This window comes from Arthrobacter sp. NPDC093128, assembly GCF_040683875.1.
Lineage (GTDB): Bacteria > Actinomycetota > Actinomycetes > Actinomycetales > Micrococcaceae > Arthrobacter.
Genome location: NZ_JBFBEY010000002.1, coordinates 1 through 25,525 on the forward strand (window position 1 = coordinate 1; position 25,525 = coordinate 25,525).

Genomic DNA, 25,525 nt, shown 5'->3' on the forward strand with positions numbered 1-25,525 from the left:
AACGCCCGGTCCCATTCCGAACCCGGAAGCTAAGACCCACAGCGCCGATGGTACTGCACCCGGGAGGGTGTGGGAGAGTAGGTCACCGCCGGACAACCATTAGGTCGAGAGCCTCCAGACACAGTCTGGAGGCTCTCCCACTTTAACCACCCAAACACACCCCCACCCCAGGGACCCGCGATTTTCCCGCAAAAAGTGATTGAGCATGCTCGGAACACCGGCGGCGCCACCCCCGTTGTACTGACTGGGCTCGGGACGCCGGCTACCGGCACGCTCCACCATCGATTGGGAGACACTTCATGGCTGCACGGACCATCGTCATTACCGGAGCGAGCGACGGCATCGGAGCCTCCGCGGCGCGGACGCTGGCGAAGGCAGGGGAGCGGGTCGTCGTCGTCGGGCGGTCTGCTGAAAAGACCCGGGCGGTGGCGGAAGAGATAGGCGCTGACTATTTCGTCAGCGACTTCGCTGACCTGTCCCAGGTGCGCACGCTTGCTGCAGAGTTGAGGGACAAGTATCCGCGGATCGACGTCCTGGCGAACAATGCCGGCGGGATCATGGGCAAGCGTGAGCTGACCGTGGACGGCCACGAGAAGACTTTCCAGGTGAACCATCTGGCGCCGTTCCTGCTGACCAATGCGCTGATGGAGGTGCTGACGGCGAGCAAGGCGACGGTGATCAACACGTCGAGCGCGGCGAACGCCTTCGGGTACGTGGATATCGATGACCTTGACGCCGCTGGCAAGTACTCCACCAGCAAGGCCTACGGCACGGCCAAGCTCGAAAACATCCTGTTCACCACCGAGCTGCACCACCGGTACAACGCAGCCGGCATTTCCACGGCCGCGTTCCACCCGGGCGGCGTGGCCACCAACTTCGCGGCGGAATCGACGAGCTGGTTCAGGTTCGCCTACAAGACATTCATCAAGCGGTTCATGCTGACCCCCGAGCAGGGGGCAGACACACTCGTGTGGCTCGCCACCACCACGCCCGGGCAGGACTGGGTTCCCGGCGCCTACTATGCCAAACGGGCGCTGGCCAAAGCCAACAAGCAGGCCTACGACGCCCAGCTGGCGCGGAAACTGTGGGATAGAAGTGAAGCTCTGGTCAGCACGGACAAGGTCGACCAGCGAAGCTGACTCAGGGTTAGCCGCGCCCCGGGCTCACGGGCCGAGCCCAGGATTCCGAGGCCCGGTTATCCACATATCGCTTGGCCTCCGTTCCGCTTGCCCCCGTGCCCTCATAGCGTGGTGACATTCGCTATGAGGGGGAACCATGAAGAAGTTCATCGCTGCGCTGGCCGTTGCTATTGCGCTGTTGCTGGTTGGGTGCTCGGTGCCTGTGGCAGGACCCGCGGTGTCCACAGCTGCAGGGCCGGGTCTGGATTCTTCCGCTGCGGAATCCGGACCAGCGCCGGTTCCTACATCCGCTCCGGCCGAGGCTTTTGAGCACCCCACTGCCGATTCGCCAGATCCACCGTCCATCATCGTTCAAAGGCCGGCCCCGGACGCTCAGCAGTCCCAGCCGGTTCCCACAATGAGCGTCGACGAAGTCTGCAGTGTGTGGAAACAAGGGTTCAAGGTTCTCAACGAGGGAACCGTTCCCCCGAAGGAAGCCATGGCGACCTTGGAGAAGGTCACTGCAGCGGCCCCTCCGGAAATCCGGGTCCAATCCGGCCTCGCGTCGCGGATCCTGTGGGGCCAGATCCTGCATCCCAGCAATCAGCCGGCATCGGAAGAGACCATGGGATACCTGGCAGCCCTGCGCCAGGCCTGCTATGACCTGACCGGAATCGACGTGGTCGAGGGACTCGACGGGTAGTGCGGGCCCCGTCGACCGGGTCGACCCGTCGCCCCAGTCAGCCCGTCAGACCCCCGCCCGGTCAGCCTTCGAGGCGGACGCCCCGCATCTCGTCGATGGCGTCGGCCGAGCGGAGCAGCGCGAGTTCCAGGCCGGACTCGGGTTCAGGGTGGGAGAACAGATAACCCTGCAGGGAATCGCAGTCCAGGTTGGTCAGGTAGGTCGCCTGCGCTGTGGTCTCGATGCCTTCGGCTGTAACCGTCAGGCCCAAGCTGTGGGCCATATTGATCATGGAGTTCAGGATGGGCAGTTTCTCTGCGCCGGTGCGGACCATGGAGACAAAGGATCGGTCGATCTTCACGGCGTCCACGGGAAGATCCTGCAGCCGCCCCAGTGAGGAGTAGCCGGTGCCGAAGTCGTCCAGCGCCACGCGCACCCCGGCGTCACGGAGCAGGTCCAATTGCAGGATCACGTGCGCATCCGGATCGAAGAAGACGCTCTCCGTCACTTCCAGTACCAGCTGCCTGGGATCCGCGCCGCAAGAGGCGGCCAGCTGCAAAACGCTGTCGGCGAACTTGCATTCCTTCAGCTGCACACCAGAAACGTTGACGGCTACGGAGCGCGTGGCATCCGCAGCCAGCCACGGTTGCAGCTCGGTGAAACTATGCCGCAACACGTGCAGGCCAATGGCGGAGATCAGCCCGCTGCGCTCCGCCGTCGGAATGAACTGTCCGGGCGGAATCATCTCCCCGTCCCGTTTCCAGCGGGCCAGTGCCTCAAACTGGACAACCTCACCGTGACGCGGCGAAATGACCGGCTGGTAGTGCACGAAGATTTGGCCGCCGTCTACAGCCGTGCGCAGACCGGCGTCCATATCCGTGCGCTGCACCAGCGCCGTCATCATGTCCGGCTCGAACCGCATGTACCGGTTCTTGCCGGCGGCCTTGGCGGCGTACATGGCGACGTCGGCCTGGCGGAGAAGCTCGGAGCCCGCCACAGTATCGCTGCCCACCGAGGCCAGGCCCAGGCTGAGGCTGGGTCGCAGCATGGTTCCGTCAATCCACATCGGAACATTCAGCGACGCCACGATGCGTTCCGCGACGGCATCCGGTTCCGGCGAAGCTGTCAGCAGCACCACGAATTCGTCGCCGCCCAGACGGGCAACGGTGTCGTCGGGACGGACACACGAACGGAGCCTGCGCGCCACCTCCGTCAGCATTTCGTCGCCAGCGTGGTGGCCGAGGATGTCGTTGACCTCTTTGAAGTCATCCAGATCCAGCAGCAGGACGTCCACCGATATGGCCCGGTCGCCGCGGAGTGCTTCGGCGAGCTGGTCGTTGAACAGCTTGCGGTTGGCAAGACCGGTCAGTGGGTCCTGGAACGCCAGCGCCTTGAGCTGTGCTGCCTGCTCGGCGAGATCGGCCATGGCACGCTTCGCCTGGTCCTGGGCGGCCAGCCGCGGCGTGACGTCGCGGAAGCTCCAGACGCGGCCCACCACCTTGTCCGCCACTTTCTGCGGGCGCGAGTACCGTTCGAAGGTCCGCCCGTCGATGAATTTCAGAACGTCATTGCTCTCCGCCAGCGGGTGGGAGTAGAGCTCGTGGACCTTGTCCAGGAAGCCTTGAGGATCTTCCAGGAGCCCGAGCACGTAGCTGATCACTGCTTCATCGTCGTGCGTGGCCAGCAATTCGCGCGGAATGCCCCACATGGACACGAACTGCTCATTGACACCGGCGATCTGGCCGTCAGTGCCGACCACAAGGATGCCGTCAGCCGTGGACTCGAGCGTGGCGCTGAGCAAGGACATTGCCTCGCGCAGCCCGTCGTCGGGTTCCTCACGATGCTGCATGGCCCGGACCGACACAGACATGCAAAGGCCCGCAGCCGTATCCAGGAGAGCGCATGCGATCTCGCCCCTGAATTCCGTACCGTCTTTCCTGACACCGTACGACTCGAACGGCGAGCTGTGTCCGGATTCCTGATCCCTGCCGAGGACCTTGAACAGGCGCTGGAAACCCTGGCGATATCCCTCGGCAAGAATGCCCCGGTGGTCCCGGCCGACAAGTTCCTGCCTGGAGTACCCGAACAAATGCTCGGCCGCGGCATTCACGAGGACGATGGTGCCATTCTGGGCAAGCACCAAAAGGGCGTCAGGAAGTGAATCGATGATGGCCTGATAATCAGTGCCCGAAAATGCCCTTGGTTCCTGGCTTTCGTGCACCGCCATCACAGCACCCTAAAGAACACGTGAGACCGCCATTTCTTCATAGAATGTCCTCCCTCCGCACATCATAGAGTGCGAAGATCAGGACCGCTTGTCACATGAAAAAACGCCGGCAAAAAGCAACAAAGAATTCACGGCAAAAGGACTTCGGCCGAGGAAATTGGCGCGGCCCTTCACGCCCTCATTGTGAATCTTTTTGCTAGGGGATTTGGACTCCCCGGCGTCCGGATCCGGCCGGCGCCCCGGTGACATGGGCAGAATCCGCGGGCTTCGTTCCTGCGAGGTTCGGCTCGAGGTCGACGATTGCGTTAGCCCCGGTCCCCAGCCCGCGCACAGTCCAGCCCGCCGCCCGCCACTCCGCAGCGTCCAGCACATTGCGTGCGTCCAGCACCGTCCGGCGTCGTACCAGGGCACCCGCAACCAGCGGCGACAGCGAACGGTATTCGTCCCATTCAGTCAGCAGCAGCACCAGCTCGGCACCCTCGAGCGCCCGGTCCGTGCATTTCTCGAACCGCAGCTGCGGGTACCGCATCCACGCATTGTTGATGGCCTTCGGATCCGTCACCGTCACGTGGGCGCCGGCCGCAGCCAGCTGCAGGGCGACGTCAAGGGCGGGGGAGTCGCGGATGTCGTCCGTTGCCGGCTTGAACGCAGCACCCAGCACTGTAACCGTCCGGCCGGCAAGGTAGCCGCCGCACAGCTCCGCGGCGATCTCCACCGTCCGGTGCCGCTGGCCCAGGTTGATGGCGTCCACCACCCCCATCCACTCGTCCACCGAATCCACTCCGAGAGCCGCGGCCTGTGCCCGGAAGCTGCGGATGTCCTTGGGCAGGCAGCCGCCTCCGAAACCCAGCCCGGCATGCAGGTACCGGCTGCCAATCCGCGGATCCAGGCCCATCGCCTCACCCAGTTCGGTGACGTCCGCCCCGGACGCGTCGCACAGCTCGGCCATCGCATTGATGAAGCTGACTTTCGTGGCAAGGTACGCGTTCGAGGCCGATTTGATCAGTTCCGCTGTGGCGAAGTTGCAGACCAGCCGCGGAATCCCGGCGCGCAGCAGCGGCTCGTAGACGGCATCCATCGCAGCCGTCACGCCGCGGCCTGCCCCGCTGGTGTGCTCAAACGCCGCAGCCTTTCCTCCCGGCACGCCGTAGACCAGGCGATCCGGCACGAGCGAGTCCTTCACCGCGGTCCCCTGCCGCAGGAACTCAGGGTTCCAGCCGAGCAGCACGTCGGGGCGCCCGGACAGGACCCCGGCCAGCATCTCGACCGTCCCCACCGGGACCGTTGACTTACCCACGACGGCGGAGCGCGGGGCCAAGTGCGGAAGGAGGCTTTCGGTGGCGGACACCAGGTAGCTGAGGTCGGCGCCGTCGGACGTTTTGGACTGCGGCGTACCCACGCAGAGGAAGTGCACCTGCGCGGCGGCCGCGTCAGCGAAATCCGTGGAGAACGTGAGGCGGCCGGTGGCACGGCCGTGCTGCAGGAGCTCGTCCAGTCCCGGTTCGAAGAACGGGGCGAAACCGCGGGCCAGCTGGTCCACCTTGGCCGCGTCGACGTCGATGCCCACCACGGTGTGGCCCATCGACGCCAGGGTTGCTGCGTGCACGGCACCGAGGTAGCCGCAGCCGATCACGGAAATTCTCACAGGGACACTCCTCTTTTGATTTGGACGGGCGCGACCACCGGAAGGCGCCGGCTTTGTGCGAGCACAGATGCAGGCACAGGCGCGGGCACGGACTCGATCACCGGTTCGCCGGCCATCACTGCCCGGTACTGCCGCACCAGCTCCGCGCTCAGCGCCGGCCACGTCCGCCCCTGGACCGAGGCGTGCGCTGCCGCCGCGAACGCGCGGCGCTTGGCGTCGTCGCCCATCAGGTCCATGACATGCGCACGCAGGCCGGCCAGGTCGCCGGGCTTGTACAGCCAGCCCGTGCGGGAATTCTCCACCAGGTCCAGCGGGCCGCCCCGGCCGGTGGCCACCACCGGCACGCCCGATGCCATGGCCTCCTGGATGGTCTGGCAGAAGGTCTCGAACTCGCCGGGATGCACGAACAGGTCGAAGGACGCCACCGCCCTAGCCAGCTGCTCACCGCCGAGGAACCCCGCAAATACGGCGTTCGGCAATGCTTCCTGCAGCGCCTCCCGCTGCGGGCCGTCGCCGACGATCACCAGCCTGGTGCCCGGCACATCGGCCAGCACCGCCAGGTCCTCCACCTGCTTTTCCACGGCAAGCCGGCCCACGTAACCGATGATCCGCTCGCCACCTGGGGCCACGGAGGCCCGCCACGCGTCGTCGCGCTTGCCCGGCGCAAAGCGCGCGGTATCCACACCGCGCCGCCACATGTCCACCCGCAGTACACCGCGGCCGCGCAGCTGGTTCAGCGCGAAAGTGGACGGCACCAGCGTCCGGGAAGCCAGCAGGTGGATGTTCTCCACCCGGTTCCAGGCCCAGTTCTCCATGAACGGCACCCCGTAGCGCGCCGCGTAACTGGGAACCTCGGTCTGGTAGATGGCCACAGTGGGGATCCCCAGTTGGTGTGCCGCCTGCACCGCCCGCCAGCCGAGCACGAACGGTGACGCGAGATGGACAACGTCCGGCGCGTAATCGGCAAGGATTCTCTTGACCCGGTTCACACCGCCCAACGCCACCCGCACGTTCGTGTACCCGGCCAGCGGCACCGATGGAAGCCGGTGCACGAACGCGCCGTGCACCACATCCAGGACCTCTGTGTCCTGTGTCGACGGGGCGATCACCATGACGTCATCGCCCCGTTCCTGCAGATGCTCTAGCACCCGAAGGATGGAGTGCGTAACCCCGTTCATCAGTGGCAGGAATGATTCAGCAACGATTGCGATCCTCACCCCTCCACGGTGCGCGGGGCTTGTTGCCTAACGGGGGAGCGGGAATGACGGGGAGTAGAAGGTTGGGTTAACAGCCGGGCTGAGTTGAAGCACGACGACGGCGGCGCTCGCCGCCGGGTGTGACCGGGTGGCTCGTCCTCAAGGGCGGGCCAGAATTATTGCAAGGCCCGGATGCTGCCCCGTACCACCCCCAGGCGGGCGCGGGACAACATCCGGACCAGCCTGGGTCAGCGGCCGGCCACCGACCCTGCCGGGGCCATGGGGTTCATAGGGTCGGGCCAGTTGCCGATGCGGGCTTTCATGGTGTTGGGCCACCAACCGATGCTCGCGTTCATGGGGTCGGGCCAGTTGCCGATGGATCCCTTCATCGGGTCGGGCCAGTTGCCGATGCGGGCTTTCATGGTGTTGGGCCACCAACCGATGCGGGTGTTCATGGGGTCGGGCCAGTTGCCGATGGAGGCACGGGCGGGCGCGGAACGGACGATCGGGGCGGCGCTGAAGAGCTGGGTGTAGCTGGACATGACTTTTCTCCTGACTGAGTGTTGATTCCTTACGCCGACGACGGCGTGGGTGGCCATGCTCTGCCTGAAAGAGCGCAGAGGTGGCCTACTCAGTCGGGGGAAGACCCCGGATCAAATGACGGGCCTGCGGCAGGGACCAGGGCCGCGTCCCGCATGAGGCCGCTGCGGGCATCGTGCAGGATGTTCCAGAACGCCGCGACGTCGGCCGAGGCGTCGGCGCCGGCGCTGCCCGCACCAGCCGATGCGGAACCGGACTGGTTCTGCAGGGCAGCAAAGCGGAACCCCGGCTCGGGTTCCGGCGCATTTGCCGGCGCGGGCGCTGCCGAAACAACGTAGCCGATGGTTGCGGCCAACGCCCGCAGCGCCTGCGTATTCGCCAGGAACTCCAGCGGCGATACCGTGCGTCGGGCCTGCTGAAGAACTGTGTCCTTGGCCGCCTGCGAACCTGCACGGGCAGTTGCCTCAAGACCCACGCCGGCAGGTGCCGCCGTCGCCGCGTCAAAGCCCGACGGCGGCACGGTGGTAACGGGTGAAGGCCCGGGGATAGTCACTTCCGGCAAATGCACCGGCAGTTCCGGCAACGGAACCTGCGGTACCGGAACGGTTGGAACAGGCAGCGTGGGTACTGGCACGGTGGGGAGTGGCAGCGTGGGTACTGGCAGCGCAGGGACCTGAACGCCCGGCAAAGCCGGCGCCAACGGATCCACCACTGAGACGACTGTGTCGCTCACTGTGTCGACACTGCCCGTAACCGTGTCGGCGAGTGAGTCCGTGCGCGGCGGGGCGGCCCTGTTCACGACATCGGTGACAGCTTCAGTTGCCTCGCCGACCACCGGATCTGCGACGTCGGCCACGGCCGCCGCCGTGCCGGAGACCGGAAACGGCACAGCGGCGGCCTGGGCTGGAACATCCTGGCTTGCCGGTGCGAACGTGCTGCCGGCGTCCTGAAGAACTGAAACGGTTGCCTGCCCGATCGCGCCCAGCGGGTTCGGGTCTTCGGATGCCGCATTCGCGGAGCCAGCGGCCCACGCCAACCAGGCAACGGTCAGCAGGACGGCGAGGAGGAATGGGCGCAGGGCAGCCAGGCAACAATCACGCAAAGTGCCGCCCATCCAGATCACCCCCCAGTGGCAATGGAAAATCAGGATACGCCCGGTGTTGTCAGCCGTCTAGACTTCCGGGCTTGCGGGCTCAAACTGTCGGGGAATCAGGGCGGAGTGGACCTTGGCGCGGGTCCACCGGCAGCCGGATCAGATCGTCGTAAAATGGGTACAAGAGGTGTTCCAGAAATGTCCGGGCCAATCGTCGTCGTCCTTCTTTTCCTTGCCGTTGTCGCCCTCGTAGGGGTCATCGGAACGGTAGTGGTGGTCATTCGTGACGGCCGCGGACAGCTCCCTCGGGAGCAGTCCGACCGCCCCTGGATGGCCGGAAACCTGCCCAGCGTTCCGTACTCGGTGTGGCGGTTCTGACCGCAACAGGCATGATCGCAGTAGCCCACGGCCGCCCTCACTCACCGCCCGCCGTCGTGCCTCAGCACCTCCGGCAGCTCGTCCACATAGACCGTCTGCGGCGGATCAAAGTAGATGACCAGCACTTCGTCGCCCACCGGAAACACACTGGTCTTGTCGAACGGATGGGCGTGGAAGGCCATGGTGCCGCCGAGATACGGCAGCATGACTTCGCCGATGGTGCCCGGGCCGATGCGCCCGGTCACCCGTCCGATCTTTCCGGTAAGGCTGCGGTCAACGTTTTTATGCATCGGGGGCTTTCGCTGGCCTGCCGTCGCCCTGGGCAGGGCCCTTCCGCGAGTTTTTCAGCGCTGAGGAGAGGGCAGGAAGGTAGTCGCCCACCTGGGCGAGGATCCCGCCGAGCATCTTGTTGACCCCTTCGCCGCCGTTCAGCACCGTCATCTGGCCCACATGCGAGAACGGTTCGGCTGCTGCGGCGATGATGGCCGGCATGTTCTCGGCCAGCTGCTGCGAAATGACGGCGTCCTGGTTGGTCCCGAGCGCCTCGGCGCGGGCCTTGATACCCTCAGCCTCCGCGAGTGCCTTGGCCTTGATGGCCGACGCGGCAGCGTCACCGCGTGCCCTTGTGGCCGCGGCTTCAGCCTCGCCGGTGACCTTCGTGGCGCCGGCAGCGGCCGCGGCAGCCGTGGCATTGGCCTGGGCCTGGAGTTCCGTCCGCCGGGCGTTGACCTGGGCTTCGAGTTCGGTGCGGCGGGCCAGCGCCTCGGCGGCACTGATGTCGGCAGCCTTCTGGCCTTCGGCGTCCGTACGCTTGGCATAGGCCTTGGCGTCGGCGGGCTTGCGGATGGTGGTCTGAAGCTTTTGCTCTTCGCGGTCCGCCTCAAGCTTGGCCACTTCGGTTTCCTGGACCACCACCTGCTGGCGCGCCGTTGCGTCCGCCAACGGGCCGGCCTGGGCGGCGTTGGCCTTGGCCCGCTCGGCGTTGGCCTGTGCCACCGACTGCCGGATGGCGGAGATGCTCTGGGCGTCGGCGATGAGCGCCGCCGCCTCCGCTTCCTTCTCGGCGGCCTCGCGGTTCCTGGTGGCCTCGGCGATGCGGGCTTCCATCTTCACCTGGGCAATGTGCGGCTTGGCGATGTTCTGGATGTACCCGGTGGGGTCCTGCAGGTCCTTGATCTGGAGCGAATCCACCACCAGGCCCAGCTTCTCCATCTCCACGCCGCTGGCGCTGCGGACCTGCGAGCCGAGCTTGTCCCGCTCGCGGATGATTTCCTCCATTGTCATGCTGCCGATGATCGACCGCAGGTGGCCCTCAAAGACGTTGTACACCTGGCTTTCCATTTTGGGCTGCTGGCCCAGGAAACGCCTGGCCGCATTTGCAATGAACGGCGGGGCGTCGCCGATTTTGTAAATCACCACACCTTCGACAATCACCTGGATGCCCTGCGAAGTAACGCAGGAAACTTTGAGCTCAGTTTCATTCAGGGTGAGCGACAAAGTGCGCACCGTCTGTAGCCCCGGAAATACCAGTGCACCCTTGCCGGTGACGATCTTGAAGTCCATTCCGGCCCGGGTTTCAAGGGTTCCGCGGGTCAGGCCGGAGATGATGAGGGCCTCGTTGGGTTCAGCCACTTTCCACATCAGTTTTATTGCCACCCAAATAAATCCAATGACGGCAATCGCCCCAATGAGGGCGGCAATTAGCGGGAAGAAAGCTGACAAGTCCGGCATGACCAGGTCCTTTCAGGGTTATGGAACAGGCATCGCGGTAAAGCCCCAAATGATGCAGCTGCACATTCCCTGCCGGCTTGAATACGGGTAATTCCGGCCTGCCGGGCCAGCTGTTGTAGACAGTCTGGTTGGCCCCCGCCCAAGAGTCCAGAGTCTGGGCGATATTTGCCTGCGGCAACGGCATTGACGCACGACGGCGGCACTTGGCTCACGTCGTCGGGCCGCGTTGGTGGCACTGGAGCCCGGCGCACGAAAAAAGCCGCTCCCTCAGTTGGGGCCTGAGGGAGCGGCGGTCCATTCGGTTTGCCTCAAGTGTTCGTTCGCGCTTGGTGGTGGGCCTCAAGTGTTCGTTCGCGCTTGACTAGTGGGCGGGTTCGGCCACGGGGTGGGCTGTGATCACCGGATGGTCGCGGCCCAGGTTCCCGAGGGGTGAGGCGCCATGGGGCGACCCGAGCTCCTCGAAGAACTCCACGTTGGCCCGGACATAGTCGGCCCACTCGTCCGGAACGTCGTCGGAGTAGTAAATGGCCTCCACCGGGCACACCGGATCGCACGCGCCGCAGTCCACGCATTCGGACGGGTGGATGTAGAGCGAGAGTTCGCCTTCGTAGATGCAGTCCACCGGGCACTCCTCGATGCAGGCCTTGTCCTTCACATCCACGCACGGTTGCGCGATCACGTAGGTCATGGCGCGCTACACACCGGTGTAAACGGTTTTGCCCCAGGTGAAGAAGTCCAGTGCGGACTTGCCCTGTTCGCGGAACGTGTTGGTGGAGGAGTCCTTCACGCCGCCGAACGGCACGTTCAGGTCCAGGCCCGCGGTCGGCCGGTTGACCTTGACCACACCGGCCTGGGCCCGTGCGGCGAAGTCCGTGGCGAGCGCCAGCGAATCCGTGCAGATGCCTGCGGTGAGGCCGTAGCGGGAATCGTTGATCGCGGCGAGCCCGGCCTCGTAGTCGGCCACTTCAAGGACAGCCACCACCGGGCCGAAGATCTCCTCGGTCACGGCGGCGTCGTCGAACGGCAGCCCGGTGAGCACGGCGGCCGGGAAGAACAGCGGACGGTCCGCGTCGCCGTCGTGCGTTTCGTCCAGGATCCCGGAACCGGTCAGCAGCGTGGCGCCCCGTTCGACGGCGGACCGCACCGCCGCGGTGTTCTGTGCGTACTGCTGGCTGCTCACCACGGCCCCCATCCGGACAGCGTCCGGACCGTCAGTGTCCATGCCGTCGCCGGGAGTGTAGGCGGCGCCTTCCTCGGTGAGGGCGTCGAGGAAGGCGGAGCGGATGCCCGGGGTGACGTAGACGCGGGACGTGGCGGTGCAGGCCTGGCCGGAGAGGCCGAACGCGCCGGCAGCCACTACCTTGGCCGCCTTGCGTGCATCAGCGTCGTCGAGGACCAGGACGCCGTTCTTGCCGCCCATTTCCAGCTGGACTCGGGCGCGGCGGGCGTTCAGGATCTCCTGCAGCCCCAGCCCCACGTTCGTGGAACCGGTGAAGGAGAGTCCGGCGATGCGCGGGTCGCGGGCCAGGGCGTCGCCCACCACGCGGCCCTTGCCGTGCACGACGTTGAACACACCGGCGGGGAGTCCGGCGTCCTGCAGGGCACGGGCAAGGTGGGTGGCGGAGAGCGGGGTGAGCTCGGCAGGCTTGATCACCACGGCGTTGCCGCTGATCAGGGCGGGGGCAGTCTTCCAGGCCGGGATGGCGATGGGAAAGTTCCACGGCGTGATGAGTCCGACGACGCCCAGCGGTTCGCGCCGGGTGGTGATGGTGGTGTCCGGCAGGCCGCTGGGCAGGACTTCGCCGGTGGCGGCCCAGCCGAGGGAGCCGAAGAAGCGCAGCACGTCCGAGGCGCGTTTGACCTCGCCCTTGGCTTCGGTGAGGGTCTTGCCTTCCTCCCGGACCAGGTCCTCGGCGATGGCGGTCTGGCGGTCGATCAGCAGGTTGCCGGCGGCGATGAGGATGGCGCCGCGGGACGGTGCGGGCATGGCTGCCCAGCCGGGCTGCGCTGCCGAGGCGGCGGTGATGGCGGCGTCGACGTCGTCCGCGGTGCCGCTGGGGGAGAGGGCTGCGAGTTCGCGGGGGCGGGCCGGGTTCATCCGTTCGGTGCCGGCTTCGCCCAGCCATTCGCCGTTGATGAGGTGCCGGGCGGTAATGAGTTCGCGGTCTGTCGCGGTCTCGGGCAAAAGTGCTGTGGAAATCATGGGGTTCCTTCTGAAGTGTGTGGGGGAGCTACAGGCTGCGGATCAGGCCGCCGTCGCACCGCAGCGCAACGCCGGTGATGTACGACGCCGGGGCGCTGCACAGGAAGGCGGCGGCGGCGCCGAATTCCTCGGGTTCGCCGTAGCGGCGGGCGGGGATGGTCTTGCGGGATTCCAGCTGGATCTCCTCCAGCGTGGTGCCGCGGCGCTTGGCGGCGGCGTGGTCGAGTTCGGCCACCCGGTCCGTGGCGATCCGGCCGGGCAGGAGCATGTTGACGGTCACCGCATCCAGGGCCACTTCGGCCGCCAGGGTCTTGAGGTAGCCGGCCAGTGCGGCACGGCCGGTGTTGGACACGGCCAGGTTGGGCAGCGGTGCCACCACTCCGCTGGAGCCGACGGCGAGGATGCGGCCCCAGCGCCGTTCCCGCATCCCCGGAAGCACCTGGGAGATGAGTGCGTGGTGTGGCTTGACCAGCAGCTCGAAGGCCGCGGCGATGTCCTCGGAGCTGAGCGTCGCGGCGGCGCCGGGCTTGGGGCCGGGGCCGTTGAGCACCAGGATGTCGATGGGGCCGAGGTCCGCCACGGTCTGTTCGACGGCGGACCCGATTCCTTCGGGGGTGGTCAGGTCCGCCTCGATGGCGATGGCCCCGGTTCCGTACGCGGTGTGCAGGTCCGCGGCGATCTCCTTGGCGCGGTCGCGGCGCCGGCCGGTGACGGCCACGCGGACGCCTTCGGCGGACAGGGCGCGGGCTACGGCCAGGCCGAGGCCGCCGGTGGAGGCTGCCACTAGGGCTGTTTTGCCGGCGATTCCCAGGTCCATCAGTAACTCCCTACAGTGCTGTGGTTGTTGGCGGCGGGCGAGTCCGCGCGTGCTTCCAGCGCGGCCGCAGCTTCCCGCAGGTGCGTGAGCATGCTGTACCGCAGCTTCTCCGGGAACGCCGCGGCCGGTGCCCGGACGCCCGAGTCCTTGATGAGCCCGCGCTTCCGCAGGCATTCCTTGCGGACGGCCAGGGCGATCTTTGCCTGCTGCTCGAAGTTGATCAGCGGCAGGTACGGCAGGAGCTGGTCGCGGGCGGCCTCATAGCCGTCACGCTGCCAGGCCCGAACACAGGCGATCAGCGCCTCCGGGTAGGAGAAACCGGTCATGGCGCCGGCCGCGCCGGCCATGAGCTCGTCCAGCAGGCCCTGCCCGCCGAGGCCGCCGAAGACGGAAACCCCGACGGCGGCCGTCAGCTCCGCGATGGCCACGCTGGTGGGCGGCGCTTCCGCCTTTACCGCAACCACGAAGCTGCACCACTTCACCACGGAGATGAGTGCCGGGGTGCTGATGCCAACGCCACTGGCCAGCGGGTAATCCTGCAGCACCACCTTCGCGCCGGTGGCCCGGTGGATGGCATCCAGGTGTCCGATCACCACCTCGGGCCGGGCGGAGTTGGCCTGCACCATCACGGCCGCCAGGCGCTCGCCGGCAGCCGCCTGCGCCGCCTTGATTTCGTCGATGGCCGGTCGGGTGGCCAGCGCGGTGATGCCCACGACCAGCGGGAGGTCCGTGCATTCGACAGTGATTTCGAGGACCTGCCGGCGTTCCTCCGCGGTCAGTGCTGCGGCCTCGCCGAACACGCCCAGGACGGTCAGTCCCGTGGCGCCGATGGCTTCGTAGTGCTCCACCAGCCCGGACAGGCTGTCCAGGTCCACGTCCAGCGTGCTGCCCTGGAACGGTGTGGCCACCACACCCCAGACGCCGGGCGCCAGGGACTCGCGGGCCTGTGGCTTGCGGGCCAGGGACTCGCGGGTGTCCGGTTCACGGGAATACTTCCCGCTGCCGTTGTTCAGCGATCCGTTCATTGAATCCTCCTCGAAGTTGTTGGGCATCAGCGGCCCGGCCAGACCGGCGGCCGCTTTTCCTGGAAGGCGCGCACGCCCTCGGCCGAGTCCTCGCTGTCCAGTGCCGCCATGAGCGCCGGCAGCCGGAGCCCGCGGGCCTCCTTGGCGGTCAGATGGCCCGTCTGCGTGACCATCTGCTTCACCGCACGGACGGAGGTGGGGGCGCAGGCCAGGATCTGGTCCACCCAGCGCTGCACCGCGGCGTCGAGCCCGTCGGCGGGGACCACCTCGTTGACGAGGCCCATGGACTGCATTTCGGCGGCGTCCGCTTTCCGGCCGGTGAGCAGCATGCCCATCGCCTGGGTGTGGGGGATGCGCCGCACCAGCTGGTGGATGCCGCCGTCGAGCGCCAAACGCCCCACCCGCGGTTCCGTCAGCCCGAACTTCGCGTTCTCCGACGCCACCACGATGTCCGCGCCGAGCACGATCTCCAGGCCGCCGCCCAGCGCGTAGCCGTTGACCCGGGCGATGACCGGGATGTCCAGGCTGGTGCGCAGGCTCAGCCCGCCGAACCCGTTCGGGTCCAGGCCTGCCCAGTACTCCAGGCCGGTCCTGTCCACGGCGGCGGCGGACATGTCCGCCCCGACACAGAAGGCGCGGGTGCCGGCGCCGGTGATGACGACGGCGCGGACGTCGGCGTCCTGTTCCAGCTGTTCCCAGATTTCGTTGAGCCGGGCCTGGGCGGTGCCGTCGACGGCGTTGAGCACGTGCTGCCGGTCGATCACCACCGCGGCCACGTGGTTGTCGATGGTCAGGGTGACCTGGTCCACCAGCGTCTGTTCCACCAGCGACTGTTCCACCGTGGCCGTCACCGCAGGACCCCCAACTGCTGCAAGCGGTCGATGGTCTCTTCATCGAAGCCGTTCTCCAGCAGGACCTCCACGTTGTGCTCGCCCAGCCGCGGCGCCACGCGCCGGACGGTGGGCGGGGTGGCGGAGAGCCGGATGGGCGCATTGAGCATGCGCACGGTGCCCACGCCGGGGTGTTCGGCCTCGACGATCATGCCGTTGGCCTCGGTCTGGGCGTCGGCCAGGGCCTGCTCCAGGGTGTGGACCGGGGCGTTGAGCAGCCCCTGGTCCTCCAGCTTGCCGGTCCAGTACTCGGTGGTGTTGGTGGCGATGCGCTCGCGGAAGATCGCCTGCAGCGCCGGCTTGTGCGCGAACTGCTGCTCCAGGTTGGCGAACTCGGGCCGGAGCGTGAGGTCCTCCTCCAAGCCAAGGGCCTCGGAGATGCGGGCCAGCGGATCCGGGGTGAAACCGCCCACCATGCACACGGCGCCGTCGGTGGTTTCGAAGACGCCGCTCAGCGGCATGGCGCCCCAGTTGACCTCGTAGCCGCGGTTGAGCTGCATGCACGCCTCCTGCATCTGCAGGTGCAGCATGGAGTCGTACATGGTCACTTCCACCTTCTGCCCGACGCCGGAGGTTTCCCGGGTGCGAAGTGCCAGCAGGATGCCTTGCATCAGGTGCATGCCGGTGATGTAGTCGCACAGCGTGGTGGGGTAGATGGACGGCTTCTGGTCGTCCGATTCCCGCCGCCACATCACACCGGAGTAGGCCTGCGCGATCGCGTCCTGGCCGCCCTTGTGCGAGTACGGGCCCACGGGGCCGAAGCCCGTTCCGGACGCCCAGATGATGCCGGGGTTTTCCGCCTTGAGCTCCTCGTAGCCGAAGCCCATCCGCTCCATCACGCCGGAGCGGAAGTTGCTGACCACCACGTCCGCATCCGCCATGATGGCGTGCAGGACGTTCCGGCCTTCCTCAGTGCGGGTGTCGATGGAGACACTGCGTTTGTTGCGGTTGATCGACAGGAAGATCGGGTTGTCCTGGCCGTCCTTGTCCGGGAACGAATTGCGCGAGATGTCGCCGGCGCCGGGGCGCTCCACCTTGATGATGTCCGCGCCGTAGTCGCCCAGGAGCTGGGTGCACGACGGGCCCATGAACACCTGGGTGAAGTCCACGATCTTGATTCCATCGAGCGGGAGCGGTGTGGTTGCCGCCTCAGCGGCCGTCCGGGCAGCAGCGGCGGCGGGCGCCGCCGTCGTGCGTTCCTCTTCAGTGACCGCCAGCTCAGCGGTTGCGGTGCTCATACTGCCACCGCCGCGTCGGTGTCCACGGTGGCATTCGACGACGGGACGTCGCCCGGGTCGGCGCCGTGCCGGCGCATGCCCTGCTGGATGTCCAGCGCGGACACGTCGCGGACCAGGACACCGTTCTCGACGGCGAGGGCTGCGGCGACGCCGACGGCCTGGCCCATGGCCATGCAGGGCGGGATCTCGCGGGACATCTTCTGGGCTTCCGGGGTGGCGGAGTAGTGCCGGCCGGCCACCAGGAGCTGATCCACTTCCTTGGGCAGCAGCGAGCGGTACGGGTAGTAATAGTCGCGGCCGCGGGCCACGGTGTCGGCGAAGTGCCGGCGCTGCGTGACGTCGTCCTTGGTCATGACGTACTCGCCCTGCAGGAGCCGGGTCTGGCGGACGCCCATCTGGGAGGCGACGTCCAGCATGTAGCAGTTCTCGAAGCCGGGCAGGTTGGCGCGGACGTAGTCCACGGCCTCGGAGATCCGGTCGCGGGCGGCGAATTCGGCGGCCGTCATGTCGGCCGGGTCCGTGCCGTCGAAGCCGGTCATGTGCGGGGCGTTGCACCAGACCACACCGTCGATGGGGGTCTTGAGCCACCACAGTTCCCAGGCGCCGCCGAGGAGGCGCTTGATCTTGCGGTTGATGGCGCGGGCTTCCTTCGGGTTGGCCTGTTCGAAGGCCTCTGCGGCGTCCGTGTTGACGTTCCCCAGGCGGAAGACGAGCGTGGTGAGGTAGTTGTCCTTGGCGTAGCTGGCGCCGGCCCGGGAAGCGACGTCGATGTCGCCGGTGGTGTCGATGACGATGTCCGCCATGAAGGCCTGCGGGCCAAGTTTGGTCTCGCAGATGACGCCCTTGATCACGCCGTTGTCCACGATGGGGCGGGAGAACCAGGAGTGCAGGCGCAGGTCCACGCCGGCCTCGCGGACCAGGTCGTTGGAGACGCGCTTCCAGCCGTCCGGGTCGAACGCCGCGGCGTAGCAGATGGGCTTGGGGGTGGTGTGGGAGTGGAAGTCGAAGGTGCCGTAGCGGCCCCACTTGTTCCAGAGTTCCTCGGAGGTCTTGCGGTCATCAGCCGGCGGGACGACGGCGAGGCCCAGTTTCTGCAGGCGCTCGACGTATTCGGACACAATGCCGGTGACCGTGATCTCCTGGCCGTTGATCATGTCGTCCAGCACCAGGACCATGCCGCCGGAGGCCAAGCCGCCGAGCGATGAGTAGCGTTCCAGCAGGGTGACCTTGGCGCCCGAGCGGGCCGCGGTGACGGCAGCGGCCACACCTGCGGGGCCACCACCCACCACGAGGACGTTGGCGCGGGAGATGACGGGGGCGGTGAGGTCCGCCGTCGTGGTGGCGAGTTCCAGGGAGCTGGTTGAGGCGATTTCGGGCGCGACAAAGCTGTCGGTGATGTTCATGGGAGGGATCCTTAGTTTCCGACGAAGAGGCCGTTGGTGCGGCGGGCGGCGAGGTAGAAGACGATGCTGAGGACGGACAGGACGGCCACGTAGACCGGGAAGACCCAGCTCAGGTTCATGGACTGGAGCCAGACCAGCAGGTAGGAGGCGGTGCCGCCGAACAGGGCGACGCCGATGCCGTAGCCGAGGGCCACTCCGGCGCCGCGGCAGTTCTTGGGCATCAGGGACGAGCTGACCACGTTGTAGAGGGTCATGTTCAGGACCAGGACCAGGGAGCCGCCGAGGAGAACTGCTGCGAAGCCGCCGATGCCGGGCTGGACGTACGTGAGCATGAGGAACACGGACGGGATGGCCAGGATGCGGGTGATCAGGAACCAGCGGGACATGGACCGGCCGTCGGCCAGCTTTCCGATGATCCAGCTGCCCACCACCAGGATGAGGCCGAGGATGGTGGTCAGGGCGAACACGGCAGTGGGATCTTCCTTGAACCCGCTGCGTGCTGCGCTGGGAAGGCCGACGTTCCAGGCGTAGTTGTAGGCCTGGGCGGCGCCCACCACGAAGATGATGGCCAGGACGGAGAGCCAGTGCTTGCGGACTCCGGTCCAGACGGCGCCGGGGGTGTTGGTGGCCATTTCCTCGGGCTTGAGGGTTTCCGGCAGGGATCGGCGGAGGTAGAGCACCACGAAGCCGAAGAGGGCGCCGATGATGAACGGCACGCGCCAGCCCCAGTCGGCCATCACGGCCCCGCCGAGGGTGAGGCTGCAGAGGAAGCTGACCAGCGAGGCCAGCAGGATGCCGATGTTGACGTAGAAGGACATGATGCCGGCCACGTAGCCTTCGCGGCCTTCCGGCGCCAGCTCAACGGCGTGGGAGGTGGAGAGCGGGGCCTCGATGCCCGTGGAGATGCCTTGCAGGACGCGGCAGACCAGGAGGATGATGCCGGCCCAGGCGCCGATCTGCTGGTAGCTCGGCGTGACGGCGATGATCAGCGTGGTGCCGGCCATCAGCATGATGGACAGCAGCATGACGCGGCGGCGGCCGACGCGGTCCGCCAGGGTACCCAGCAGGATGCCGCCCAGCGGACGGAAAGCGAAGCCGACCGCGAACACGGCCAGGGCGTTCAGGGTGGCGGAGAGCGGATCGGTGTTGGGGAAGAAGTTGGGGCCGATGAAGGCCGAGAGGAGGCCGAAGACCATCCAGTCGTACCACTCGAGGGCGTTGCCCAGGCCCAGTCCCAGCAGGCCTTTGCGGACCTCGGGAGAGAACTTTTCGGATGAGCGGGTGGGGGAGGGGGACGCGACTGCTTTGTCGGTCCCTCGGGGGTCTGTCGTTTGTGTGTCGAGCATGGAAGTGTCCTTACGCTTACGCCACAAAGGGCGTGGGAGGGTATGACGCATCGATGTCTTGGGGGCAGGACGGAAGATGCGAAGGATGCAAGGACTGTCGGCGGGCACGGTTCAGGCCCGGACAGTGGGTGTAAGACGGTAACGGCCGGTTGGGGTCGGCGGATTTACCACGCGTGCGGTGCGTTAACCCAGATCGCTACGCATACCTCTTCGTAGCTGTTTTTGTACCAGTGAGGGATTTCCGAGGAATATGTGATCGAATCGCCCTCGCTCAGGCTGTGGCAGACGCCGTCAAGGTAGACGTCCTTCCGGCCTGAGACGATGTAGCAGAACTCCTCGCCGCTGTGGCTGAAGGGGTTCGAGCTGGTGTCGTGTCCGGGCGGCGTCATGATCCACTGGGCTTCGATGCCGCCGTTGAGGCCGGGGGTGAGCAGCTCGTGCACTGCTTCGCCGACGGATTCGCGGGTGACGCCCTTGAGGTTGCGCCGTTCGGATCTGCGGACCACGGGGGACTTGGAGGCTTCCTGTCCGATGAAGAATTTCCCCACCGGAATGTCCAGGCCGTGGGCCAGTTGCGCCAAGGTGGTGAAGGAAGGATTGGCCATACCGCGTTCGATCTGGCTGACGATCGCCTGGCTGAGGCCGGTGATCTCCGAGAGCTTGGCCAGCGTCATGCCTTTTTCCTTGCGCATGGCGCGGACCTTGTTGCCGACAGTGGCAAGCAGTGCGCTTGTGGCGGCCGGTGCACCGTTCGTAGTCTCGGTGGTCATTGGGATTCCTTCATTGGGTGACCTGACTCACATAACTATAGTGAAGATTTTTAGCGAGTCAATGCTTTTCCATTGATTAAAGTGAAAATCTTCACAGGAATGAAGATTCCGGGCCGCCCGAGAACTCCAGGCCCGCCCCCGACCACCCGCCGTCGGCCGCTCCGCGCAACTAGAGGCCCTTCAACGCAAAAAGCTGGTGCAGCCGCCTGCGTCTACGCAGGGCAACTGCACCAACCGGTGGTTAAAACATTTCAGATTGCTATGAATCGTTCCTCATTAGCGGCTCCTTATGTCCCGGCTTACGCGATCCGGGCTACCTGCGGTCCTCGGCCAGATGCCTCGAGAGGATCCAGCCGGCGCCAATCATCAGCACGCCCAGCACCATGTGGGTCCAGTTATCCATAGTGTTCAGCGACAGGAAATTGGCTGCCGATCCCACTCCGACACTGAGCCCGAAGATGCTGAGGACGATGTACAGCGCACCAAAGCCCATGAGGAAGTTCCGGGCGCCCATTCCACTGCGGGACATCGCCCAGCCCGTTGCACCGATGACCAGCTGCACAATGTTCAGCAGCATGGATACCTGGAACAGGCTAAGGAACATGGCGTGCGAATCAGGTCCAAGGAACCTCAGTTCGCTGTACTGCTGGGTAATGCCCGGGATGAACCCCAGGACACCCACCAACATCAGGACAATACCTACACCCATGCCAACGTTCTGGACGTCCGTACGACCAAAGTGAACGCCATGTGCATGTGGGGATGCGGTAGTCATTTTTCTGCCTCCAACCACTGTTTGCGGACATACCAATTTTACGGCTGAGTAATGAAAAAAGCGCTTGGGGCATGGGGACTTCTGCCCAGCGACAGAACCGCACTGTTCTGCTGAACTGGCAGGACCATGCGCCCTGTAACCGTGATTCTCCGAACCCTTGTGGCCGCCGCCGTGCTGCTGTCCGCCGCCGGCTGCAGCGTTGCCGTCCCTGCCGGCAACGCCCCCGCTGTCGGTGCGTTGAGAATGAGCGAGCAGACGTTGGAGGACGGGGCAGGGGCGGGGGAGCCGCCGTCGGACGGGGCTGCTTCCCAGGCAGCCCCGCCGGCTGCCCCCAAGGCCAACGCCCGCCCGCTGAACAGGGCCGAGCAGCTCCTGCCCAAGGTGAACGCGCAGCCGTGGGCGGCGCCGCTGCCCGTTGTAGTCCAGTCGGCGAGCAAGGACATGCAGTGCTCCATCGACGCGGACGGCGCGGCGTGCCACCTGCTCACTGACGTCGCACCCCGGCCCGGTGATATCAGGGGCCAGTGCACCGGACTCAGCGAGTACTACGGCGGTTATGCGGTGGTGACGCTCGACGGCGGCGCCCAGTACGGGCTGTGCGGCAACGGAACGTCCCCCATGGAGGCGGAGGAAGTGGCCGGGCCGGCATTCCCGGGGCCGTGGATCCAGGACGGCCAGACGGTGCGGCTGGGCAATATGGTGTGCGAACGGGCGCCGGGCGCCATGACCTGCGCACATCTTCGGACCGGGCACGGCTTCATGATCAGCAAGGACAATTACGAGCTCTGGTAACGGCTCTGGTAACTCCGTCGTTTGAGCCTGTCGCGGCCGGGCCCCGGGCGCCTCCCGTGACACCATGGAACACGATGAAACTGCGCGCTGATCAGACCGGAGACCGTGGGATTCCCATGCCCTTGTGGCTGCAGGGAGCGCTTGAATCGGCGCAGGCGGCGGTCATCTCCGCGCTGGTGGTGCTGGCACCCATCGTGGCAGTGTGGGCCACGGCCGGATTCCAGAACAATAATTTCGATTCACTGGCACGGCTTGGCGGGCAGGCCTGGCTCCTGATCCACGGCGTGCCGCTGCACCTGACGATGGTGGCGGGGGAGGCTGCGGCACAGACCGAGTCGGGCACGCTTTCGCTGATCCCGCTGGGCCTCACCCTCATCCCGTTCCTGCTCGCGTGGCGCGCCGGCCGGCGCCTGGCCCGGGCTTCCTATACGGACCAGCTGTGGCAGGCGCTGCTGGGTTCGTGGATGGTCTACGGCGGGTTCGGCATGGCCACGGGTTTCGTGTGCCGCACGGACGACGTCGCCATCTTCCTGTGGTCCGCCGGACTCGTGCCGCTGATTCCGTTCGGCCTGGGCATGGTGGTGGGCGCCCGGCGCGAAGCAGGGTCCTGGAGCAGGCTCATCGGTGTCGACGCCGCGAACTGGATCGCCCGGACCAGCCAGCATTCCCGCTGGGCCGGGTCCTACCTGGGTTCCTCAGTCAAGGCCGGATTCGTGGCGCTGATGGCCGCCTTCACCATGTCCGCGGCGCTGCTCGCCGTGGACCTGTTCATCCACTGGGACCTTGTGATCGCGGTCTACGAACGGCTCGACGCCGGTGCCATGGGCGGTGCCGTGCTCACCATCGCGCAGCTCGGCTTCCTTCCCAACCTGGCCGTCTTTGCGCTCGCCTGGACCTCCGGCTCCGGCTTCGCCCTGGGCGTCGGCTCGCAGGCGGGCCCGCTCGGAACAGCGGTTGGCCCGCTGCCCTCCATCCCGGTGTTCGCCGCGCTTCCCGCCGGACCGCTGGACTACGGCTTCGTGGCGCTGGTGGTGCCGGTCCTCGCCGGTGCGCTGGCCGGCTGGTGGTTCCTGCGCGAAGGCGAAAACCACTTCGACGAATGGCTGTCCATCAAGGTCCGGGCCCGCTGGTTCACGGCATCGGCCTCAACCCTCGCCCTCGGTGCGATCATCGGCGCTGCGGCGGGACTGATGGCCGGTGGAATGGCCTGGGTGGCGCGTGGATCGGCCGGGCTGGGCCGCCTCACGGACATCGGTCCGGACCCGCTGAGCACCTCGCTGTGGCTGGCCGCGGAGGTGGGGATCGGCGTCGTCATCGGTTACGCGGCGGGACCCTGGCTGGAACGCCAGCAGAAGCTGCGCGAAGCGGACCTGGAAGCGTCGCAGCCCTAGGAGGTCCCGCCGTTGGGCGCTACCCGCCGGCTGATCTGCCGGCGGCTCAGCGGAGCTGGGTGGGGAGTGACTTCTCCAGCTGCGTCTGGCACTGGGTCATGGCCTGCTGGGTGAGCGCACTGCGGGAGCACTGCTGGAAGTCCCGGACCTGGTTGAAGAACACCGCCGAGGCCAGGATCAGCAGCACCATCACGGCAGAGACCACCAGCCCCGAGATGGTCCCGAACAGCACCAGTTTGGATTCCTTGAGCTTGATGGCGCGGACCAGCACCACGATGCCGAGCACGATGCTTGCCGTCGTGAGGATGGCCGTCAGCCACAGGTAGGTGACGTCCACCTGGTAGACGAAGAAGGAGCCCAGGACGGTAACAATGAAAGTGCGGAACAGGTTGTGAGTCTGCAGCAGTGACGCCTTCGCTGCATCGCTGAGGGGCTGCCGTGCCGGCTGGGTACTTGCGGGGTCCTTCGGGGGGTTCATGTTTTCCAGCCTACGCGAGCGGCCCCATAAGCTAGAGCCATGCGCATCGTAGTCCTCGTGTCCGGTACCGGCTCCAACCTCCAGGCTGTCATTGATGCCGTCAAGGCGGGCGAGCTGGACGTCGAGATCGCCGCCGTCGGCGCTGACCGGCCGGGGACCTATGGTGTGGAACGCTCGGCGGCCGCCGGAATCCCGACGTTCGTGGTGGATTTCAAGGCCTACGCCGACCGCGCGGACTGGAACGCGGCGCTGACGGAGGCCGTGGCCGCGTATGAGCCGGATGTGGTGGTGTCCTCCGGCTTCATGCGGATCGTCAGCCCGGACTTCATCGACGCGTTCGACGGCAAATACCTCAACACCCACCCCGCCCTGCTGCCGGCCTTCCCCGGCGCGCACGGCGTCCGCGATGCCATGGCCTACGGCGTCAAGGTCACCGGCTGCACGGTGCACTGGGCCGACGCCGGCGTGGACACCGGCCCCATCATCGCCCAGGAAGCCGTTGCCATCCGCGACGACGACACCGAGGACACCCTGCACGAACGCATCAAGGTGGTCGAGCGCAGGCTCCTGGTCTCGACCCTGGCGCAGCTCGCCGCCGCGTAGGCGCACCTGTCCCTGAGGCCCGCCCCGCCGCCCCTTCCCTGCCCTTCCCTGCCCAACTAGGTAGCAGCAGGTGTCGTTTTGGCGGCTCAAAACGACACCTGCTGCTACCCAGTTGGGTTGCATGGATTGGGTCTGTGGATAACTTCCGCGCCCCCGCACAATCTTTGCCACCATGGGGCCATGAAGACCCCGCAGCCGCTGCCGGAACCTCTGAGTTCCGCAGCGTTCACGTACCAAGAAGCGGTCGACGCCGGTGTGACCCGCCGCCGCTTGCGGCACCGCTCGCTGACCATGCCAAGCCGGGGGATCAGGCAGCCCTGGCACAGCGACGGCACCGAACTGCTGCGGCGGGTCCGGCCCGTTACCTTGGTCACCGAATTCTCGGCCGCGTCCCACGCCACGGCGTTCACACTTTGGTCGTTTCCGGGGTTCCTGCCGGGCGCTGACGATCCGATCATTCACATTTCCCGTCCGGACACGGTGACCATCCCGAGGCGAACCGGCGTGCGGGGCCACCGCGGCCAGTTCTTTGGGGACGAAATTGTCGCTCTCGACGGGCTGCTCGTTACCTCTCGGACGCGGACCTGGCTGGATTGCTCGCGGAAGATGAGCGTTGACGAACTGACCGTGGTCGCGGACCACCTGCTGAGGATTCCCAGACCGGATTTCGAGGGGCGGGCTGAGCCACACGCCACGCGTGAACAACTTGAGGACATGCTGGATAGGCACAAAGGAACCCCCGGCATCCGGAAGGCCCGCCTTGCCCTGGAACAGGCTCGGGTAGGAGCCGATTCGGCACCGGAGACCCGTCTTCGGCTGGCACTGGAAAACGCCGGTCTGCCCGAACCGAAACTGAACGTGCCCACAGAGCTGAATGCCGGCGTCGTGCGTCAACCGGATCTGAGCTATCCGGAACACAAAGTGGCTGTGGAGTACGAAGGCGACGGCCACTCCGAGAAAGCACAGATCGTCCGGGACATCGCCCGCGAAGAGGACTTCGCCCGGGCAGGGTGGACCCTTGTCCGGATCTCCAAGCGCCATATGGTGAACGACGCACGCGCTGCGGTAGCGAAGGTCCGCTCGGCGCTCCTCAGCCGCGGACGGTTGCCCATCTAGGTAGCAGCAGGTGTCGTTTTGAGGGCTCAAAACGACACCTGCTGCTACCTAGTTGGGGAGGGAAACGC

The 25,525-nt window shown here is 66.4% G+C and carries 25 protein-coding genes and 1 rRNA gene; 8 read left to right on the forward strand and 18 right to left on the reverse strand.

Features of this window, described 5'->3' with window-relative positions; all coding sequences use genetic code 11:
• From rrf to AB0N24_RS02020, 3 genes are all read left to right on the forward strand, one after another.
• A 5S ribosomal RNA gene (gene rrf / locus AB0N24_RS02010) occupies positions 1-94 on the forward strand; the annotation flags it as partial.
• 205 nt (positions 95-299) lie between these two features.
• On the forward strand, positions 300-1,139 hold the full coding sequence (locus AB0N24_RS02015; RefSeq protein ID WP_364119749.1) for an SDR family NAD(P)-dependent oxidoreductase: 840 nt from the start codon (positions 300-302) through the stop codon (positions 1,137-1,139).
• 136 nt (positions 1,140-1,275) lie between these two features.
• A complete protein-coding gene (locus tag AB0N24_RS02020) occupies positions 1,276-1,821 on the forward strand; it encodes a hypothetical protein (protein WP_364119752.1) in 546 nt (181 codons plus the stop codon).
• A 61-nt stretch (positions 1,822-1,882) separates the two neighbouring features.
• Here AB0N24_RS02020 and AB0N24_RS02025 read toward each other — a convergent pair whose 3' ends face one another.
• The 5 genes from AB0N24_RS02025 to AB0N24_RS02045 form a co-directional block, all read right to left on the reverse strand.
• Positions 1,883-4,027, reverse strand: coding sequence for an EAL domain-containing protein (locus tag AB0N24_RS02025; RefSeq protein WP_364119755.1), 2,145 nt, complete (start codon positions 4,025-4,027; stop codon positions 1,883-1,885).
• Positions 4,028-4,223: 196 nt separating this feature from the next.
• On the reverse strand, positions 4,224-5,672 hold the full coding sequence (locus AB0N24_RS02030; protein WP_364119758.1) for a UDP-glucose/GDP-mannose dehydrogenase family protein: 1,449 nt from the start codon (positions 5,670-5,672) through the stop codon (positions 4,224-4,226).
• The gene (locus tag AB0N24_RS02035) at positions 5,669-6,889 is read right to left on the reverse strand and encodes a glycosyltransferase family 1 protein (RefSeq protein WP_364119761.1); all 1,221 of its coding nucleotides are present in this window, start codon (positions 6,887-6,889) and stop codon (positions 5,669-5,671) included. Before AB0N24_RS02035 ends, AB0N24_RS02030 begins: the two co-directional genes overlap by 4 nt.
• Before the next feature lie 227 nt (positions 6,890-7,116).
• Positions 7,117-7,410: a hypothetical protein gene (locus AB0N24_RS02040; RefSeq protein WP_364119764.1), complete on the reverse strand. Its 294-nt coding sequence runs from the start codon at positions 7,408-7,410 to the stop codon at positions 7,117-7,119.
• Between the two features lie 89 nt (positions 7,411-7,499).
• On the reverse strand, positions 7,500-8,522 hold the full coding sequence (locus AB0N24_RS02045; RefSeq protein WP_364119767.1) for a hypothetical protein: 1,023 nt from the start codon (positions 8,520-8,522) through the stop codon (positions 7,500-7,502).
• A gap of 177 nt (positions 8,523-8,699) precedes the next feature.
• Here AB0N24_RS02045 and AB0N24_RS02050 point away from each other — a divergent pair, with 177 nt between their 5' ends.
• On the forward strand, positions 8,700-8,879 hold the full coding sequence (locus AB0N24_RS02050; RefSeq protein WP_307051563.1) for a hypothetical protein: 180 nt from the start codon (positions 8,700-8,702) through the stop codon (positions 8,877-8,879).
• Between the two features lie 41 nt (positions 8,880-8,920).
• On the opposite strand, the gene AB0N24_RS02055 is transcribed toward AB0N24_RS02050, so the two are convergent.
• From AB0N24_RS02055 to AB0N24_RS02110, 12 genes are all read right to left on the reverse strand, one after another.
• Positions 8,921-9,169 (reverse strand): hypothetical protein, encoded by a 249-nt coding sequence (locus tag AB0N24_RS02055; RefSeq protein WP_364119770.1) that lies wholly within the window; start codon positions 9,167-9,169, stop codon positions 8,921-8,923.
• Positions 9,162-10,610: a flotillin family protein gene (locus AB0N24_RS02060; RefSeq protein WP_104172815.1), complete on the reverse strand. Its 1,449-nt coding sequence runs from the start codon at positions 10,608-10,610 to the stop codon at positions 9,162-9,164. The genes AB0N24_RS02055 and AB0N24_RS02060 overlap by 8 nt, the downstream gene beginning before the upstream one ends.
• Positions 10,611-10,971: 361 nt before the next feature.
• Positions 10,972-11,298: a ferredoxin gene (fdxA, locus tag AB0N24_RS02065; RefSeq protein WP_364119773.1), complete on the reverse strand. Its 327-nt coding sequence runs from the start codon at positions 11,296-11,298 to the stop codon at positions 10,972-10,974.
• Between the two features lie 6 nt (positions 11,299-11,304).
• Entirely contained in the window at positions 11,305-12,813 is a 1,509-nt protein-coding gene (locus AB0N24_RS02070; RefSeq protein WP_364119776.1) for an aldehyde dehydrogenase family protein, read from the reverse strand.
• 28 nt (positions 12,814-12,841) lie between these two features.
• Positions 12,842-13,630, reverse strand: coding sequence for an SDR family oxidoreductase (locus AB0N24_RS02075; protein ID WP_364119779.1), 789 nt, complete (start codon positions 13,628-13,630; stop codon positions 12,842-12,844).
• Positions 13,630-14,655: a dihydrodipicolinate synthase family protein gene (locus tag AB0N24_RS02080; RefSeq protein WP_364119781.1), complete on the reverse strand. Its 1,026-nt coding sequence runs from the start codon at positions 14,653-14,655 to the stop codon at positions 13,630-13,632. Before AB0N24_RS02080 ends, AB0N24_RS02075 begins: the two co-directional genes overlap by 1 nt.
• Before the next feature lie 26 nt (positions 14,656-14,681).
• A complete protein-coding gene (locus tag AB0N24_RS02085) occupies positions 14,682-15,506 on the reverse strand; it encodes an enoyl-CoA hydratase-related protein (RefSeq protein WP_364119784.1) in 825 nt (274 codons plus the stop codon).
• Complete coding sequence (locus AB0N24_RS02090; RefSeq protein WP_364119786.1) at positions 15,503-16,783, reverse strand: CaiB/BaiF CoA-transferase family protein; 1,281 nt, start codon at positions 16,781-16,783, stop codon at positions 15,503-15,505. Before AB0N24_RS02090 ends, AB0N24_RS02085 begins: the two co-directional genes overlap by 4 nt.
• Positions 16,780-18,186, reverse strand: coding sequence for an FAD-dependent oxidoreductase (locus AB0N24_RS02095; RefSeq protein WP_364119789.1), 1,407 nt, complete (start codon positions 18,184-18,186; stop codon positions 16,780-16,782). The genes AB0N24_RS02090 and AB0N24_RS02095 overlap by 4 nt, the downstream gene beginning before the upstream one ends.
• Positions 18,187-18,197: 11 nt before the next feature.
• Positions 18,198-19,532, reverse strand: a complete 1,335-nt coding sequence (locus AB0N24_RS02100; protein WP_364119792.1) for an MFS transporter — start codon at positions 19,530-19,532, stop codon at positions 18,198-18,200.
• Positions 19,533-19,696: 164 nt separating this feature from the next.
• Positions 19,697-20,302, reverse strand: coding sequence for an XRE family transcriptional regulator (locus tag AB0N24_RS02105; RefSeq protein ID WP_364119795.1), 606 nt, complete (start codon positions 20,300-20,302; stop codon positions 19,697-19,699).
• Between the two features lie 313 nt (positions 20,303-20,615).
• A complete protein-coding gene (locus AB0N24_RS02110; protein ID WP_364119798.1) occupies positions 20,616-21,077 on the reverse strand; it encodes a DUF4383 domain-containing protein in 462 nt (153 codons plus the stop codon).
• Positions 21,078-21,218: 141 nt separating this feature from the next.
• Between AB0N24_RS02110 and AB0N24_RS02115 the strand changes: the two genes are divergently transcribed.
• Entirely contained in the window at positions 21,219-21,869 is a 651-nt protein-coding gene (locus tag AB0N24_RS02115; RefSeq protein ID WP_364119801.1) for a hypothetical protein, read from the forward strand.
• A 74-nt stretch (positions 21,870-21,943) separates the two neighbouring features.
• Positions 21,944-23,260, forward strand: coding sequence for a DUF6350 family protein (locus AB0N24_RS02120; RefSeq protein ID WP_364119803.1), 1,317 nt, complete (start codon positions 21,944-21,946; stop codon positions 23,258-23,260).
• Between the two features lie 46 nt (positions 23,261-23,306).
• Here the strand turns inward: AB0N24_RS02120 and AB0N24_RS02125 are convergent, their stop codons facing one another.
• Complete coding sequence (locus tag AB0N24_RS02125; RefSeq protein WP_364119806.1) at positions 23,307-23,738, reverse strand: hypothetical protein; 432 nt, start codon at positions 23,736-23,738, stop codon at positions 23,307-23,309.
• 39 nt (positions 23,739-23,777) lie between these two features.
• Here AB0N24_RS02125 and purN point away from each other — a divergent pair, with 39 nt between their 5' ends.
• Both purN and AB0N24_RS02135 read left to right on the forward strand, forming a co-directional pair.
• Entirely contained in the window at positions 23,778-24,341 is a 564-nt protein-coding gene (gene purN, locus AB0N24_RS02130; RefSeq protein WP_104172803.1) for a phosphoribosylglycinamide formyltransferase, read from the forward strand.
• Positions 24,342-24,521: 180 nt separating this feature from the next.
• Positions 24,522-25,457, forward strand: a complete 936-nt coding sequence (locus AB0N24_RS02135) for a hypothetical protein (protein ID WP_364119809.1) — start codon at positions 24,522-24,524, stop codon at positions 25,455-25,457.
• The last annotated feature ends 68 nt before the right edge of the window (positions 25,458-25,525 follow it).

Coding starts and splice junctions, on each gene's coding strand:
- AB0N24_RS02015 (WP_364119749.1), top strand. CDS start 300: ATGGCTGCACGGACCATCGTCATTACCGGAGCGAGCGACGGCATCGGA.
- AB0N24_RS02020 (WP_364119752.1), top strand. CDS start 1,276: ATGAAGAAGTTCATCGCTGCGCTGGCCGTTGCTATTGCGCTGTTGCTG.
- AB0N24_RS02025 (WP_364119755.1), bottom strand. CDS start 4,027: ATGGCGGTGCACGAAAGCCAGGAACCAAGGGCATTTTCGGGCACTGAT.
- AB0N24_RS02040 (WP_364119764.1), bottom strand. CDS start 7,410: ATGTCCAGCTACACCCAGCTCTTCAGCGCCGCCCCGATCGTCCGTTCC.
- AB0N24_RS02045 (WP_364119767.1), bottom strand. CDS start 8,522: ATGGGCGGCACTTTGCGTGATTGTTGCCTGGCTGCCCTGCGCCCATTC.
- AB0N24_RS02050 (WP_307051563.1), top strand. CDS start 8,700: ATGTCCGGGCCAATCGTCGTCGTCCTTCTTTTCCTTGCCGTTGTCGCC.
- AB0N24_RS02055 (WP_364119770.1), bottom strand. CDS start 9,169: ATGCATAAAAACGTTGACCGCAGCCTTACCGGAAAGATCGGACGGGTG.
- AB0N24_RS02060 (WP_104172815.1), bottom strand. CDS start 10,610: ATGCCGGACTTGTCAGCTTTCTTCCCGCTAATTGCCGCCCTCATTGGG.
- fdxA (WP_364119773.1), bottom strand. CDS start 11,298: ATGACCTACGTGATCGCGCAACCGTGCGTGGATGTGAAGGACAAGGCC.
- AB0N24_RS02070 (WP_364119776.1), bottom strand. CDS start 12,813: ATGATTTCCACAGCACTTTTGCCCGAGACCGCGACAGACCGCGAACTC.
- AB0N24_RS02075 (WP_364119779.1), bottom strand. CDS start 13,630: ATGGACCTGGGAATCGCCGGCAAAACAGCCCTAGTGGCAGCCTCCACC.
- AB0N24_RS02080 (WP_364119781.1), bottom strand. CDS start 14,655: ATGAACGGATCGCTGAACAACGGCAGCGGGAAGTATTCCCGTGAACCG.
- AB0N24_RS02090 (WP_364119786.1), bottom strand. CDS start 16,783: ATGAGCACCGCAACCGCTGAGCTGGCGGTCACTGAAGAGGAACGCACG.
- AB0N24_RS02095 (WP_364119789.1), bottom strand. CDS start 18,186: ATGAACATCACCGACAGCTTTGTCGCGCCCGAAATCGCCTCAACCAGC.
- AB0N24_RS02100 (WP_364119792.1), bottom strand. CDS start 19,532: ATGCTCGACACACAAACGACAGACCCCCGAGGGACCGACAAAGCAGTC.
- AB0N24_RS02105 (WP_364119795.1), bottom strand. CDS start 20,302: ATGACCACCGAGACTACGAACGGTGCACCGGCCGCCACAAGCGCACTG.
- AB0N24_RS02110 (WP_364119798.1), bottom strand. CDS start 21,077: ATGACTACCGCATCCCCACATGCACATGGCGTTCACTTTGGTCGTACG.
- AB0N24_RS02120 (WP_364119803.1), top strand. CDS start 21,944: ATGAAACTGCGCGCTGATCAGACCGGAGACCGTGGGATTCCCATGCCC.
- AB0N24_RS02125 (WP_364119806.1), bottom strand. CDS start 23,738: ATGAACCCCCCGAAGGACCCCGCAAGTACCCAGCCGGCACGGCAGCCC.
- purN (WP_104172803.1), top strand. CDS start 23,778: ATGCGCATCGTAGTCCTCGTGTCCGGTACCGGCTCCAACCTCCAGGCT.
- AB0N24_RS02135 (WP_364119809.1), top strand. CDS start 24,522: ATGAAGACCCCGCAGCCGCTGCCGGAACCTCTGAGTTCCGCAGCGTTC.